This window comes from Thermobaculum terrenum ATCC BAA-798 (assembly GCF_000025005.1).
Taxonomy (GTDB): Bacteria; Chloroflexota; Chloroflexia; order Thermobaculales; family Thermobaculaceae; genus Thermobaculum; species Thermobaculum terrenum.
The window spans coordinates 1,201,164-1,217,013 of record NC_013525.1 but is presented as its reverse complement, the minus strand read 5'-3'; the positions used below and the strand labels follow the sequence as shown (position 1 = coordinate 1,217,013).

Below are 15,850 nucleotides of genomic sequence, written 5' to 3'. Positions count from 1 at the left end.
TGCCTTGACATCACACACACAATTACCAACACTTTTTCCCACACAAATACTGGAACATTCTCTAGCAGATGCGGAGATTAACTGTTATTCTATGTTTATCGGCCGATAACATTTTCCTTCGTAACGGATGCATAAGGCGGGGAGAAGTAACAAGTTATGGAATCCGAGCCAGAACCCTTCGGGAGCCTCCTTAGAAGCTTCCGAATAAGGAATAAGCTTACACAGGAAGAGCTAGCAGAGAAGTCAAACCTTAGTGTGAGAGCCATAAGTGACCTGGAGCGAGGTATTAAGCTAACTCCCAGGCGCGACACTATAGAACTTCTAGCTCAGGCATTGAATCTTACAGAGGAAGAAAAAGCTAGGTTTGAGCAGTCCGCAAGGGCTCATAGATATACTGGGCAGAAAGTACTAATAGGGCGGCTGATGCCCATCTCCCTGACGCCCTTTGTAGGTCGAGAAAAAGAAATAAAGGATATCATAGATATCCTTCAAAAGCCCTATGTAAGATTATTGACACTAACAGGTCCGGGCGGTACTGGCAAGACCCGCATGGCAATGGAGTTAGTTAAGCGCTTAGATGATACGCTTTTGGAGGGGATATATTTAGTGCCTCTAGCTCCAGTAATGGACCCAGAATTGGTACCGCACGTGATAGCCAGAACCCTAGAAGTGGACGAGAGCATCTCTACTAACGTGCTTAGCAATATCGTTGGGTTCATACAGAACAAAAGACTACTTATGGTCTTGGATAACTTTGAGCATCTTGTATCTAAAGCGTCCTTTGTTGCTGATCTTATTGCCAATGCCCCGAACTTGAAGGTCATAGTCACTAGCAGAGCTCCTCTACAAATTTATGGTGAGAATATCTATTCCATACCTCCAATGACTCTACCTTCGTCTCCGAACATCACATCTTCAGAGGCGATGAAATATGAGAGCGTCAACTTATTCGTCCAGCGAGCTAATGCTATAATTCCTAACTTCCAGTTAAACGACAACAACGCATCTACCATAGTTGAGATATGTCGCAGGGTAGATGGTTTGCCCCTAGCTATAGAATTAGCAGCATCCAGAATAAATGTCTTGACCCCGTCAGCTCTTCTTGAGAGACTACGCGAGCCCATGAAAGTACTTACAAAGGGAGCTCAAGATTCTCCCCCTAGACATCAGGCACTAAAGAACACAATTGATTGGAGCTACGAACTACTTAGTCCAAGTGAGCGCAAGTTATTTGCGCGTCTAAGCGTGTTCACTGGCGGTAGATCCCTGGAATCCATAGAGCGGATTTGTTTACTGAGCGAAGATGAGTTCAACGAACCAATAGTAGATATGATTGAATCGCTAGTTCAGCAAAGTCTACTTCGTAGAGATGAGAGCTTCTCAGGTCAGCCAAGGTTCTACATGTTGGAGACTATTCATGAGTATGCCCGCCTGAAGCTTGAAGAATATGGTGAACGTGAACTGCTGTGTCAAAGGCACTTAACGTATTTCTACGATTTATCTGTTAGGGCTAGGTACGAGCTTGAAGCGGGAATAAATCAGGAATATTGGGTGAAGGTCCTAGATGAGGAAATAGGCAACTTGAGAAGCGCCCTCTCTTGGGCAACGGACAAATCACCAGAAACAGCACTGACATTAGCTGCTAACCTTTGGCGTTTCTGGCAAATAAGAGGTTACCTCTTAGAGGGCAGTCGTTGGTTGGATGCAGCTTTGAGGGCTGCAGATAATGCTCGAGACGAGATTAAAGCTGAGGCTCTGCATGGCCTAGGAGTACTTGCACATGGACAAGGTGACTATAATTCTGCGGACAAGTATTACCAGCAGAGTTTACAAATATTTGAGTCAACTCAAAATAAGGAAGGTATATCTCATCTTCTTCATGCCCTCGGAACGCTAGCCTGGATGAGAGGTGAGCTTGATAAAGCAGAAGATTTATTCAGCCGTAGCTTAGAGATTCGTAAGCAGTTGGGTGATCCCAGACAAATAGCTGTAGCATTGAATAACTATGGATACATAGCCCTACTCAAGGGCAAACTTGATACTGCAGAAGCAATGTGTGCCGATAGTCTAGTCATGAGCAGGACCAACAGAGACTCGTGGTGCACGGCACTATCCCTCAGCAACTTGGGCAGAATATACCTAGAAAAGGGAGAGATAAAACCCGCGATTGACAGTCTGCTCGAGAGTATCAGGTTACTGGAAGAATTGGGAGACAAAAGAGATTTGGCAATTGCACTCACAAACTTGGCTTGTTGTTATATGGCAGTAGATAAATCTATCGAAGCCAAGGTCCATTTATCCAGAGCTCTTCAGACGCTGCTTGAGCTTGGGAACAAACTGGATATTGCATATTGCATTGAGACTGCCGCCCAACTTACCATCACGAGGGGCGAGATTACCATCGGTGCCGATATAGCAAGCACGGCTGAATACCTGCGTAGATCTATAGGATATGAGCTACCCCCTATAGAGAAAGAGAGACACAAAAGATATGTTTTAGAGTCGATATCTCTGGAGTCATTCGAATTAGGTAACTCCAGAGATATCAAGCATGCTATTTACTGGGAAAAAGAGATTGATAAGTGTCTAGAATGGCTGAACTCATGATGATCTGCGGTATAAGCTGAATGATCTCGTGGCAAATATTCCACATATCAGCGAAAAGACAAGCAAAAGTAGAGCTCTACCCCAAACACCATCCCAGTTGGCGCCCATAAGAGCATCTCTAGCCCCGTCAACTGCCCAGTTAACTGGGTTCAACTTAGCTATATTTCTTATCCAGCTTGGCATTAGAGCAGCAGACATAAAGGCGGTTGACAAGAAAGTTAGGGGTAAGCCAAAGAAGTTTATCACTGCTATAAGCGTCTCTTCCCTCTTAGTAAGTAGCGCTATACCATTCGAGAGAGCCGATAGTCCTGAAGCAAGTAATCCACCCAACACGATCAATGCCAACACTCCCAAGAAACCTCCTGGGAATCTGGCTCCAAGTAGAAATCCTACAAGCAATATAATCATGCCTTGGAAAAGCACCGTAATAGCAGAGTGTAGGACACGAGCTGTGATTAATGCTCCCCTACTTACTGGAGTAGCCAAAAGCCTGTCCATGACCCCATCATTGAGATCCTGGATTATACCCATGCCTGCCCAGGCAGAACCGAACATTGATGTCATGATCACCACGCCTGGAGTGAGAAACTGGATATATGAAGAGCTACCAAACCCCGGGAGCTCTACTACTCTTCTAAAGAGTTGACCGTATAGAGTCAGCCATACTATGGGTTGGACAAGGGTTACAAAAATCCATATTGGAATGCGTAAAGTGGTCATCACATGTCTAATGAGTAGACGGAAGGTATCATTTATAAAGTTCTTCATAGCCGAATCTCCTAAAGGGATTTGATCATGCCACGTCTTCCAGTGACCCTTCTGCAACGAAACGGTGGCCAGTATGATAAAGATAAACATCATCTAGAGACGGTCTGCTTAAAGCTACAGATCTTACCGAAATTCCTGATCCTTCGAGAGCAGTTATTATGGCAGGGATAGCAGTAGCTCCATTCTCTACCCTGGCAACTAAGGCATCATCAGTGACAATGACATCTATAACCTGTGGCAGCAGCTTGAGACGTTCGTTAGCTTCATCCACATGTCCATCAACTTCCAGAGTTACTCTATCTCCACGAATACCAGCTTTCAGATCAGACGGAGATCCCTCTGCTACAACTACTCCGTGATCAACTATGGCCAATCTATCACAGAGATAATCCGCCTCATCCAGGTAGTGAGTTGTCAATAACACAGATATGTTTTGCTCCCTCTTCAACCTCAGTAAGTCCTGCCACAATGCGGATCTAGTTTCAGGATCAAGACCAGTAGTAGGCTCATCCAGGAAAAGCACGCTGGGGTTATGTACTAATCCCATAGCTATATCAAGTCGCCGCTTCATACCCCCTGAGTAAGTTTGTACAAGTCTATCAGCAGCCTCTGACAGGCCAACCCATTCAAGTAGTTCGTTGACCCTATGCTTTAATTGAGATTTGGGGACTCTCTGCAGATGACCCTGTAGCATCAGATTCTCTCTACCAGTCGCGTACTTGTCTACCCCGGATGACTGAGCAACATACCCTATCTTGCTTCTAACCCGTTGTGGCTCTAGCACCACATCATGGCCAGCCACTAATGCTTTACCAGAGTCAGGCTTGGTCAAAGTAGCTAGTATCCTGACTGTAGTACTCTTACCAGCGCCATTAGGTCCCAACAGGCCAAATATTTCCCCCTGTTTCACATAGAAGGATACTCCTTTGATTGCCTGCACCCCGTTCCTATAAGTCTTCTTTAGATGTTCAGCTACAATAGCCTCCATGGCTACTTACCCTCCCTATCACGTACTAGCGATTGTCTGTGCCAAGACCTCCATGCGCCTATTCCCTCAAGCTTGCCCTCCTTTATGTCTTTATATATTCCTTCTAACCAATTAAGTTCAGCTTCCTTCAGAACAATCTCGTACTCTAGCTCCAGTATGAATAACCTCTCCAATCCTTGTTTTCTTAGTACCCTCTCTTGGGTTTTCATTGCCCGGACTATATCTCTGAGTCGGTCTATGCGCTTCGCAATGAGTCCTAATGCCTTCTCAGGTGACAATGTAGCTATAAATGACAGTCCGGCACCCAATTGTGTGTATTCCTTGACGGGGTTGGCCAAGAGATCTTCCAGCCAAGAGTAGAAGTAGCTCTTCCCAGCATTAGTGATTGCATAGATAGTACGCTCTGGTCTGTTACCTTCTCTCTCTTTCTCGACAGGTTCTATGAACCCAAGAGAGTGCAACTTATCTACAACTGTGTAGAGTGAGCCATAACGTATCTTGATGCTTTCGTGCTTATGCCAATCTCTCAGGGTAGAAGCAATGTCATACGGATGCATAGGACGGACCAATAGCACCCCTAAGACAGCTAGACCTAATGGATTGGAAATCAATTTTTCTGCTCCCATATTCGTATACGAATATACTACAGCGTATATATCGTGTCAAGGGCTTGTTTGAGTTTTCGGAAAGAGACAGATACACTTTTACGAGAATATATGCTCATGCTAGCATCCTCACAATATGTAAGAATAGCTACGCACGCGCTGCTAATCCTATTGATTAGCTTTATGGTGCCGGCTATTAACATGGTCTGGCAGTTGGGAGGGCATGCAACCCTGGAACAAGCTAAGCTACATGATCAGGCTATAGCTGAAGGTCGATTCATGCACCATCATGTGCAAGAACTAAATCACCATAGCCTCTCTGATGATTCAATAAGCAATCTGTATATTCCCGAACAACAGGTAAAGTCGATACTTAGTAGCGTTGTCTTCACAGGGGATAATCTATCAGCTCATATAATTTACTCAGACTTACCAAAAGATAAAGGCAAATATCCCCTGTCGGCTGGTAAACAAATAGCACCTACTCAGAATCATGTCATACCTGATCATGATCCTCCTAGGAACGCCCTTAGAGCTTGAAAGTACGTAATCTAGATAAAACTTAGGAGGATTTAATCATGTCACGTGTAATGCTAACCCTCAGGGTATTTGCATCTATTCTCCTAATAGTTCTATTTATGTCAGGAGTTGCTGGAGCACATGAACACCGGCAGGTAGGGAAATATGAGTTAGTTGTGGGTTTTCAGAACGAGCCCGCCTATGTAGGAGAGCCAAATGGTATCTGGATACAGGTAACTGAAGCTAAAAATCAGGGAGATCAATCTAATAATCAAGAATCCGATGAGCACGAAGAGACCGGCAAGCCTGTAAAGGGTCTTGAAAAGACTTTAAAGGCCGAGGTTATTCAAGGTAATAGCCGCATGCAAGTGCCCCTGAGCCCTGCATGGAATCAGCCAGGTGTCTATGTCGGGAACTTCATACCAACTGTAGCTGGGGATTATAAGTTTCACTTCACAGGATCAATCAACGGACAAAATATAGACGAAACATTTGAAAGTGGTCCAAATAGATTTAGTCCAGTAGAAGATGTTACTGCCATACAGTTCCCGATCAAGACCGGTAGCCCAGAACAAATCAGCTCAGAGTTAGAGCAAGCTAGGTCTACAGCAAATCAATCCAGGATCCTAGGTGTGGCAGGAGTAGTAATTGGTGCTATCGGTCTAGCAGTCGGGTTAGTCGCACTGGCCGGTAGAAGGAGATATAGCAAGATCTAAAAACTGGACGATTATGGTCGCTAGTAGGAGGTGGCAGTTGCCACCTCCTACTAAGGAGCTTGCAATGCGAAAATTCATAGTATTCATATTCCTAATAACGCTAACTTTGCCCCTAATTCTGCACTCTAAAACTGTAGAGGCTCATGCTTCCCTGGAAAGATCGGATCCTCCTGCATATGCATCCCTTAGATCAGCGCCGAGTAGAGTAAGATTATGGTTTGCAGAGCCTGTTGAACCTAAACTAACCTCGATTAAACTCTACGACTCATCTGGCCAAAGAGTTGATAAGGGGGACCTTAGAATAGAGGAGAATGGATTATCAGCGAGCGTAGGATTAAAGGAAAAAGCCAACGGAGTAATCACAGTAGAGTGGTCAAATGTATCCAAGGTGGATGGACACGGAATATCAGGTTCTTTCGTCTTCGGCATAGGCACCAACAGTATCCCCAAGCAGGAAAACACATCACAGCAACCTAATACTAGTTTCAAGTTTGTATTTGCGTCGACCATAGTGAGGTTTCTCAACTTCCTTTTCATGGCGCTTACGCTAGGAGGCTTGATCTTCCTGCTAGGAGTCGTAAATCATGTCAGCAATCTAAATAGCAGGAAGCGTCTATCAGTGCCCGTCGATCGAATAGTCAGGTTATCCATATTTGCGCTTCTCTTAGTTAGCCTAATGATATGGCCATTAGAGGTATGGGCTTCTGGAGAAGGCAACCTGTACGGCATGGGCAACATTCTAGATACGAGGCTAGGACTAATATGGCTGATACGACTGATACTAGTAGTTCTAGGAGCATCTATATTAACGCTTGTGCCAAACAAAGAATACTCCTCATGGATAGCTGTGTTCACCAACTTAGGAGTATTACTTACTACATCACTCATCAGCCATAGTGCATCATCTATATCATCCCTTATCAATGACTATCTTCACCTTACTGCGATGGCTATATGGGTAGGGGGGTTACTCAGCTTTATCTTGCTGTTATCTAGGGCAGTGAAGCTAACTGAGGATGGACAAGCTGTATACCAGATACTACCTGCCTTCTCGAAAATAGCCATAACGTGTGTGGCAGTTTTGGCAGCGACTGGTATCTATTCAGCTTTCATACATGTACGTTATTTGAATGCGTTGACCGGAACTATCTACGGATTATTAGTACTAAGCAAGGCTGTGCTCCTAGTACCAGCCTTGATGATAGCAGCAGGAAACCTGTATATGAGGAGCAAGAGACTACAACAAGCGATAAAAAGACTCCCGTGGTTTCCAATAAACACTCGACAACTACTATTATCTACCCGGGTAGAAGCGCTAATTATCATAGTTATACTAATGACTACCGGAGTCTTGACAACGTTCTCACCGCCTGTTTCTGGTCAAAGACCGAATGCAGCCTTCTATGCAGAGGCCAAAGCCGATTCGGCAACAATAGCACTCAGCGTAGATCCAGCTTTTGCAGGTGTTACTAACAGTATAGATGTAGAGCTCAGTAACGGTGGTTTACCTGTTTCAAATGCTAGTGAGGTACTAGTTAGATTTAGCAACCCTGCCGAGGGCATATCTCAAAGTGAGGCCAAGGCTAGAAATATCGGGAATGGTCATTACACTCTTTACGGCCCCTACTTCGGGATAGCTGGGGACTGGCAAGTTCAGATAGTAGCGCATATACCAGGTAAGGCAGATGCAAACAGCACTTTCCTAGTACCAATTGATCCAATACGGGTTATCACACAAGATGGTATAACAGTATCTCTTGAAACCGAGCCTAGATGGGTATATCTGGGGGAAACAAACCGCTTTAGGATAACAGTACGCAATAGCAGGTCCGGAGCTCCTGTAGCCAACGCCCAGATCAAGATGGCATTCCTGATGCCGGCACACGGACATTTTCTGGATGTATTTACCAGTCGACAAAGTCCAGGAGTGTTTATAACTGGTGATGTTGAAATGCCTATGGCTGGAGAATGGATAGCCGAGATTCAAGTTTCTATTCCAGGGCGACATGTAAATACATACCAAATAAAGCTGCTAGTACACACGAGGCAACAATAGAGATATGTTCACAAAAATAAAGCTGATAGCTAAGTGCCTAATATTTATAGCACTAAGCCTAATATTCATTGCTTGCGTTGGAAAAGGTAATCAATTTGGTGGTAATCCTCAAGCTGCCCAAACATCCAGTCCTGAGGGGAGAGCCTATACCGCAGATAGCGCATCCAACACTATAAGCGTGATAGATATAGCTCTCCAAAAGAGGATCGATGTAATCAAGACTGGAGCGCAGCCTCACCATTTGGCGATAAGGCCCAAAAGCAATGAGTTATGGGTTACTCTGTATGGTGCGGATTACGTGCAGATTTTTGACATCACAGACCATAGTTATATTGGAAAGGTAGATGTAGGAGCGTCTTCAGATGACATTAGCTTTTCAGAGGACGGACAGATCGCCTATGTATCACTAGGCGCATCTAACGGAGTAGCTATAGTAGACTGCAGCTCTAGGAAGCTGTTGAAGACGATTTTAGTAGGGAAAGCGCCTCACGGCATTAAAGTCAATCCAGAAGGTAAAGAGGTATATGTAACAAGCACCGAGGAAAATAGGGTAATAGTCCTAAGCTCAATTAGCAAGAAGGTAGCTAAGCACATAAGAGTAGGGACAAATCCTTATGAAGTATTGTTTACTTCAGATGATACTGCGGTAGTCACGAATCTCTTAGATAACACCTTATCAATCATACGTCAGGGTAAAACGGAAGCATTGGTCAGAGTAGGGCAACAACCATCTATGATGGCCTTGTCGCAAGATGGTAAGTTACTGCTGGTAGCAAATGCCGGAAGTTCAGATGTGTCGTTCATAGACACCGGCAGTTGGAAGGAGATAAAGAGGATACCTACAGGGCTTAGATCTCATGGTATAGCTACTATAGACAACAAAGCCCTGGTGACTAATATGGGTGATGGGTCGGTATCGATAATAGACCTACCTTCATCCAGGGTGATCGGTAGAGTACAAGTTGGTGAACAACCAAACGGCATAGCTGTTAAGCAATAAAAACTCAGCTTCCCAAAATGGCAAAGTATTTCAGATTATCTGTCCTAGCAACTACCATATTAATCTTGACTTTGGCTCTGCCACTAGCCCTTAGGTTCATCTCCCCTTCCACCAGTAGGCCACCTGAGGGGCTTGTATTTATTTCAGGCAACTCGCTAATGATCATTACCCAAGATGGAAGTGCACAAAAGCTAGCAGAGATGCCCCCGACTGGGTCTATAAACAACCCAGCTGCGTCACCTGACGGGAAGCATGTAGTGTTCTCCTTTTCTTATGGAACATACGGGCAAAGAGATTGGGGCGCTGACCTTTATATACTGCGAATAAGACAGAGCCCAATCTCTCAAGGTAAACCAACAGTGCTTTTGAGACATCAAAGAAGCGGAGATGTGATAAAGTCAGCTTCTTGGAAACCAGATGGTCGACAATTACTGGTGTCCTATGATAAAGCCATCTACGACAAGGACGGCAACTACAGAGGAACCAAATCTTATGTAGAACTACTCGATATAGGCACACGACGAACCACTACTCTTCTTATAGACGCAACGGATGCTGTGTGGTCACCTAAAGGTGATAAGATAGCCTACGTGAAAATTGATCAGAGTGGTAAGCAGTCACTTTGGTTGCTAGAAATCGCAAGTCATAGTTCTAAGCGTATAACTGAAGACTCATTGACGTTGATTGGTAATCCCAGGTTTTCACCAGATGGACAGCTGCTGGCTTTCGCAGCATCTCAGGGTTGGCCATCTCAAGCTAGGATGACCAAAAGAAGCTCAGAGCTCGTGCCAGTTGCTAAAGCTCACGTTATTCCATGGGATTTGTGGATATGGGATGGTGAAGGAGAACCAAGAAGGCTTACTACTATAGGTCAGGATCTGATATCCCAAATATGGCTTCCCGACAACCAGACTCTATTCTTCATCACTGATCTGGGAGCCTATCAGATAAATGCTAGGGGGCAGGACCTAAGGAAAATAAGGCTTAGGGCTACTCCCCGGGGAATAACTTATATAAGCAATCCAAACTAGTAGTTTGGTCTGAAAACCCATAGCTGATTAACCGGAGATGTTACTTTTGTCTTCCTTTACATCTCCTATCCTTGTCAGATACAAAGCTATAGCAACGGCCAGTATAACCCCCGCATTTACACCGAGGTCTATCATAAGTCGGTTGAACCTCTCCCTATCTATCTCTTGGGTAAGAGCTATCTCTGCCCCTACCGTGAGGATACGCCTAGTGGCAGATATTGAGGCAATAACTAGAAAGGGATGTAAAGATAGTACATGCTTTTGCAGCACATCGACGACTGTTCGAAGTATTTCTAGGATTATCACTACCAGTAAAAGGTCATTGACGAGGGTGATCAGAGCATGGGCAAAGCCATCCTCTCTCAAGCCCAACATAAATATTACTAGGCTGTAACCCAGGGCACCAACAGCACATAAAAGGAACATCACACCAGTTACTACATATACATAGCCTTCGGCCTTATCCAGTGCGCCTATGAGCGGTATGTGAACTCTAGGGGCGGGGACCTCCGAGCCACTGTCACCTCGGGTGCTCATGTAATCACCTTAACTCCAATCTTGGCTGGTAATCTTCTACGATCACGGTATATTTGTCAAGCCAGGAGTTCAATAAAGTTAACCTAATCACAACTCTAATCTGACCTTAGTACTATTCCCCATTCCAGCCCACTCTGTTAAGATCTATTTATAAGGACATTGTATCAGTGTAAACGGAAGTTGAGTCATGCACGCAGTAATGAGAACCGTTATTGTATTGCTTCTTTTATTGGCATTGGTAATGCCTATATCTGCAAAGATGGCTCCTACAGCGCTAGCCGAAGAATTAGGTGGAAATGGTAGCTGGTATAGATACCAGGGGGAACCATCTAGCTATGACAGTCACAGCAATCAAAACGTCAACTGTGGTCCCACCTCAGTAGCAATGGCCATTCAATATACCCAGAACTTGTCAGTACCTATCAGGGACATAAGGGACTTTATAGGCAAGAATAAAAAATCCACTAACCTCTCCGATCTTACTAAGGCGCTCAGTCACTGGAATGTTGCCTATAGGGCAGACATATATAACGTAAGCGATATCAAAGCAGCCCTTCAGCAGGGACACATTATCATAGTAGCGTTGGACATGCGCGCTATTAGCCCTGGAGCAGATCTAAATGGAGCTTCAGCTGATCCAAGTATTAGGATAGGCAGATTCGAATCAATAGCCAGAGAACATTGGATAGTGATAAAGGGCATAACTCCAGATGAGAATTACTTTATAGTCTACGATGGCAACGTATGGGGAGGTCCTGGTAATCCAGTCTATTGGTACAGCGATGGCACACCCAAGGGCATGGACAGGTACTACGCCGTGAACGAAGTTGAAAAGGGCATGCGACATTTTGGAGCTAATACAATCAAGGGCATAGAAATAATATCTTCTCGATTACCAGACCGAACCCTCAGAAACACAGTAATCGCCAAAGTAACTTACTACACCCTGAGTCCGGAGGAGACTGGCAAGAATCCTGGGGATCCTGGATGGGGGATAATGCGCAATGGCAAAAAGGTTCATTGGGGTGCTGTAGCCGTAGACCCCAACTACATTCCCCTGGGGACCAAGATGCTCATAGATGGTTGGGAAGATCAAATATTTGTAGCATCTGATACAGGCTCGCAGGTAAAGGGATGGCAAATAGATGTTTACTGGCCTGGTAGTAGGGAAGAAGCTCTCAGAAAGAATGATGAACTGGGCGGGTGGCGTAAGATCACCTTCATAGGTATGGATGCCCCAGTAAGTACCTCTACTACAACTCCCCCTGTAAATGCTTACATCAATGCGCCCGAAACGACTACTACACGATGGATAAATCTACAGTTACATGCTGAGGATCCTGAAGAAGGTGTAGTAGGCATGATGATATCAAATAGCAAGAACTTTACAGATGCCTTCGAGGAGCCTTACTCATCAATTAAGGAATGGACATTGCCTCCTGGAGACGGTGAAAAAACGGTATACGCTCGATTCAAAAACTCTGACGGGGCTTGGAGTAGCCTCGTAGAGGCACATATACACCTGGAAGAAGAACCCCCTACCGGTGCCGTAACTTTGGCTCCTAAGCCAGGATTGGTGTCCTACATTCCATTTAACGGGAGTACCATGGCAGTTATAGGACCTCAACCAAAGATTTCAGGTCCTGTAAGGTATGCATCCATGAACAATAACAAGCTAAGTAACTCAAGCTTTGAGCTATGGGCAGGGGGGATACCTAAAGATTGGGACTCTCCACTGAGAGATGAGTCGTATGCTGCGTATGAGCCCAGTACGGAAGCGTTGGATGGCTCAACATCTCTATTTTCAAACTCAACCAAAGAAGGCTATATTTACCAGATAGTACCTGTAAGAGCCAATACCAGTTACACACTAGCGATAATGGCGAAAGGCAATAATGGAGCCATTCAAATCCAAGAATTGCAGACCACGGGCACAACAAGCCGTGTTCTCAAATCGCATACCGCTGGATTCAAGTACGCATCAGATTGGAAAGAGATTAAGATCAAATTTAGGACGCAGGCCAATACCACAAACGCCTTAGTCAAGTTATGGGGAAAGAACGCCTACTGGGACGACATACAGCTTGTAGAGGGGTTTAACCCAACTAACTACCTATCAGAAGGGCTACTGCTAGAGGGATCATCTAGAAACTACATAGAGAACCCTAGCGGAGAGTTAGGTCCAGAGGGTTGGAGCGGTATAAATTCCTGGGTGGATATAACCAGTACTAGAGAATATACCTTCTTTGGTTACAAAGCATTACGCGTGCGTAAGGTCAAGCCTGGCCCTGCAGCCACTATAATCGCAGCAAATCTTATCCCGGGCAAAACTTACACACTCTCAGCATACATAAAGCTAGAAGATCAAAGACCCGTAGATAGTAGCATCATACGAGGATGGTTTTTTGAAGGCATAGATAGTGTGGATCAGCTGGACCTGTCTCAGGTAACAGATATGAATAGACCTGTAATGCAATGGGAGCCCGTAGGGGGAGGATGGTATCGAGGCTACTTCACATTCATAGCCAGGCACGATAAGGGACTATATGGTGTTATGTCTACAGATCGTATTCCAGTCGGTGGCATCTACTACATGGATGGTGTGCAGCTGGAAGAGAGCGATAATCCATCAACGTACCTTGATGGCAACTCTGGATCTGGTTATAAATGGTCTGGGAAACCTTATCGCAGCACTTCCTATAGAGAAGGCACAACAGTAATAGTTGGTGAGCTCAGGAACTCTACTGGAACTGTATTTTTCAAAGCCAGATCATTAGACAGCCATAAAACTACAAGCAATGCGACGATCCTAAAGATAGGGCAGTTGTACATACAGCAAAGAAGCAATCAAATGCTCTTCAAATGGGGAGATAAGCTCATCGGATCAGCATCGTTAGATACCCATCCCAATGCTTATGCAGTAACGTGGAATTCCCTGAGGATAACCGTGTATTCTAATGGGAAAGAGATAGGCAGCGTGGCTGCCCGTGGCCCCCGAAAAGGTAGATTAGTAGAGATATCGCCAAGTCAAGATACCAAGGCAATAGTCATTTCAGAATTTAGCCTATGGAAAAGCGTGCTCACCGAAGAGAACATAAGCTTTCTGAGCTCGCACAGGAGTATAGATCCAGGAGTAAGGTTCACAGTCGATCCTAAGACAAGAATATGGGTTGCCGCTCAGGATCCAACGAATAAAGACCTTAGAATTCTATGGAGTCCGGACGGAATCCACTGGCAGAGCTGGAACAAAGGGATTGGTTCTTCGCCTTGGAATATAGGCGGATCGAAAGGGCTCAAAACTGTATGGATAAAAGTCATAGATCCCATAGGAAACTGGATGATGTACAAAGATGAAATATATCTAGGAAAGGAAGGTTGAAGTGGGAGCCCATAGATATAAATTAGCCTTCACTACACTTGCTTGCCCCAACTGGTCCTGGGAAATGATCGTAGGTAGGGCCATAGAATACGGGTATCAGGGTATAGAGCCACGCGGAGTTGAAGGCGAGATGGACCTGACGAAGGCAAGACCATTTATAAGGGAGAACCTTTCCAATACTAAGAATCAACTGAAAGAGCATGGGCTAGAAATCCCATGCTTAGATACTTCTGCTCGATTTGATGATCCTGAGACTATCGACAGAAACATAGAAGAAGCTAGGAGACACATCGATCTCGCTGCCGAGCTGGATGCACCTTATATCAGGGTTTTCGGTGATCGTATACCATCCCCAGAACTAGCTCCCAAGACCATTGCACAAGTCGCCGAGGCATTAAACAAGCTTGGGGAATATACACAAGGTATTCCAGTAATGATACTTATAGAAACCCATGGAGACTTCTCCAAGACAGACTACATGGTAGAACTTCTTAGTCAAATACAGAGCCAGTCAATTGGAGTCCTATGGGATATACACCATCCTTATAGATTTCAGGGAGAAACCTTGGAATCCACCTTCAACCGTATATCTAAATACATAAGACACACACATGTGAAAGACTCAGTCATGACAGAAAATGGACCGACATACTGTCCTGTAGGGCAAGGAGACTTACCTCTTAGAAGTGCACTGGAATTGCTAAGGAATCACAACTATAGTGGGTGGATATCTTTCGAATGGGAGAAAAGATGGCACCCTGAAATAGAAGAACCAGATGTAGTCCTTCCTCATTTCGTGCAAGTTATACATGAGATAGAAAACAGTCTAGGATAATCTAGGGAGTATTTCATGCGTTTCGGTATATGTTGCTCTCCAGAGTCTTCTTCCCTTATGGCAGATTTCGGATACGAATTTGTCGAATGGCCACTATCAGGCACTCTAGCAAACATATCGGAGGAGGAGTTTCAAAATCTAGAGAAAAGCCTGGAACACTTACCTGTTAGACCAGAAGCATGGAATGTCATGCTACCTGCGAGTATTAAAGTCGTCGGGCCGGAGGCTGACTTCGAAGCATTGCCCCAATATCTGGAACGTACATTTTCAAAGGCCGCAAGACTTGGTGGTGAAATAATAGTCTTTGGAAGCGGCAAATCCAGATTCAAGCCCGATAACTGGGAAACACAACACGCAAGAGAACAACTTATCAAGACCTGCATGATTGCAGGAGATACGGCTCAAAAATATGGGCTCAGAATAGCAATAGAACCTCTAAACAGAGGAGAAACGAACACAGTCAACACCACACTGGAAGCTCTGGATTTAGCATCTTTGGTGAATCACCCTAATGTTGGAGTACTGGCAGACCTATTCCACTTCGACTTGGAACAAGAATCACTACAAAACCTTTTGGCTGTAGGTCAGACCTTATTACACGTCCATGTATCTGCACCGAGGAGTCGCCTTGCTCCTAATAGGGATAACTCTTATTCAGAAATGGAAGCTTTTTTCCGGACACTGCACTCCATTGGATACGATCACCGAATAAGCTTGGAGTGCAGACTATTAGAGCTCCAAGATGCAGAAACCGCTCTTACTTACCTAAGAGCCCTATGGGAAGAAACTTCATAGCCATTCAGTCTGCT

13 protein-coding genes are annotated in these 15,850 nt (G+C 44.8%); 9 read left to right on the top strand and 4 right to left on the bottom strand.

From position 1 onward, the window contains the following. The first annotated feature begins 156 nt into the window (after nt 1-156). Nucleotides 157-2,607 (top strand): tetratricopeptide repeat protein, encoded by a 2,451-nt coding sequence (locus TTER_RS05710; RefSeq protein WP_012875074.1) that lies wholly within the window; start codon nt 157-159, stop codon nt 2,605-2,607. Here the strand turns inward: TTER_RS05710 and TTER_RS05705 are convergent. Genes TTER_RS05705 through TTER_RS05695 form a run of 3 tightly spaced genes read right to left on the bottom strand, consistent with a single transcriptional unit; the run spans nt 2,602 to nt 4,974 of the window. Further along, nucleotides 2,602-3,375, bottom strand: a complete 774-nt coding sequence (locus TTER_RS05705; protein ID WP_012875073.1) for an ABC transporter permease — start codon at nt 3,373-3,375, stop codon at nt 2,602-2,604. The genes TTER_RS05710 and TTER_RS05705 overlap by 6 nt on opposite strands. Before the next feature lie 25 nt (nt 3,376-3,400). Then, nucleotides 3,401-4,363, bottom strand: coding sequence for a daunorubicin resistance protein DrrA family ABC transporter ATP-binding protein (locus TTER_RS05700; RefSeq protein ID WP_012875072.1), 963 nt, complete (start codon nt 4,361-4,363; stop codon nt 3,401-3,403). A 2-nt stretch (nt 4,364-4,365) separates the two neighbouring features. Continuing rightward, entirely contained in the window at nt 4,366-4,974 is a 609-nt protein-coding gene (locus TTER_RS05695) for a PadR family transcriptional regulator (RefSeq protein WP_012875071.1), read from the bottom strand. A gap of 105 nt (nt 4,975-5,079) precedes the next feature. Here TTER_RS05695 and TTER_RS05690 point away from each other — a divergent pair, with 105 nt between their 5' ends. The 5 genes from TTER_RS05690 (at nt 5,080) to TTER_RS15750 (ending at nt 10,290) form a co-directional block, all read left to right on the top strand. Next, entirely contained in the window at nt 5,080-5,508 is a 429-nt protein-coding gene (locus TTER_RS05690; protein ID WP_012875070.1) for a hypothetical protein, read from the top strand. Between the two features lie 38 nt (nt 5,509-5,546). After that, entirely contained in the window at nt 5,547-6,203 is a 657-nt protein-coding gene (locus TTER_RS05685) for a hypothetical protein (protein ID WP_012875069.1), read from the top strand. 37 nt (nt 6,204-6,240) lie between these two features. After that, entirely contained in the window at nt 6,241-8,259 is a 2,019-nt protein-coding gene (locus TTER_RS05680) for a FixH family protein (RefSeq protein ID WP_041424377.1), read from the top strand. Between the two features lie 4 nt (nt 8,260-8,263). Beyond that, nucleotides 8,264-9,259, top strand: coding sequence for a YVTN family beta-propeller repeat protein (locus tag TTER_RS05675; protein WP_012875067.1), 996 nt, complete (start codon nt 8,264-8,266; stop codon nt 9,257-9,259). Nucleotides 9,260-9,648: 389 nt separating this feature from the next. Beyond that, nucleotides 9,649-10,290, top strand: a complete 642-nt coding sequence (locus tag TTER_RS15750; RefSeq protein WP_169302629.1) for a DPP IV N-terminal domain-containing protein — start codon at nt 9,649-9,651, stop codon at nt 10,288-10,290. 27 nt (nt 10,291-10,317) lie between these two features. Here TTER_RS15750 and TTER_RS05665 read toward each other — a convergent pair whose 3' ends face one another. Then, nucleotides 10,318-10,827 (bottom strand): phosphate-starvation-inducible PsiE family protein, encoded by a 510-nt coding sequence (locus TTER_RS05665; RefSeq protein ID WP_012875066.1) that lies wholly within the window; start codon nt 10,825-10,827, stop codon nt 10,318-10,320. 187 nt (nt 10,828-11,014) lie between these two features. Here TTER_RS05665 and TTER_RS05660 point away from each other — a divergent pair, with 187 nt between their 5' ends. The 3 genes from TTER_RS05660 to TTER_RS05650 are packed head-to-tail and all read left to right on the top strand — an operon-like array spanning nt 11,015 to nt 15,836. After that, nucleotides 11,015-14,206 carry a phage head spike fiber domain-containing protein gene (locus TTER_RS05660; RefSeq protein WP_012875065.1) on the top strand — a complete coding sequence of 1,064 codons (3,192 nt, stop codon included), beginning with the start codon at nt 11,015-11,017 and terminating at the stop codon, nt 14,204-14,206. 1 nt (nt 14,207) lies between these two features. After that, on the top strand, nt 14,208-15,041 hold the full coding sequence (locus TTER_RS05655) for a sugar phosphate isomerase/epimerase family protein (protein ID WP_012875064.1): 834 nt from the start codon (nt 14,208-14,210) through the stop codon (nt 15,039-15,041). 57 nt (nt 15,042-15,098) lie between these two features. Continuing rightward, complete coding sequence (locus TTER_RS05650; protein WP_041424375.1) at nt 15,099-15,836, top strand: sugar phosphate isomerase/epimerase family protein; 738 nt, start codon at nt 15,099-15,101, stop codon at nt 15,834-15,836. Nucleotides 15,837-15,850: the final 14 nt, after the last annotated feature.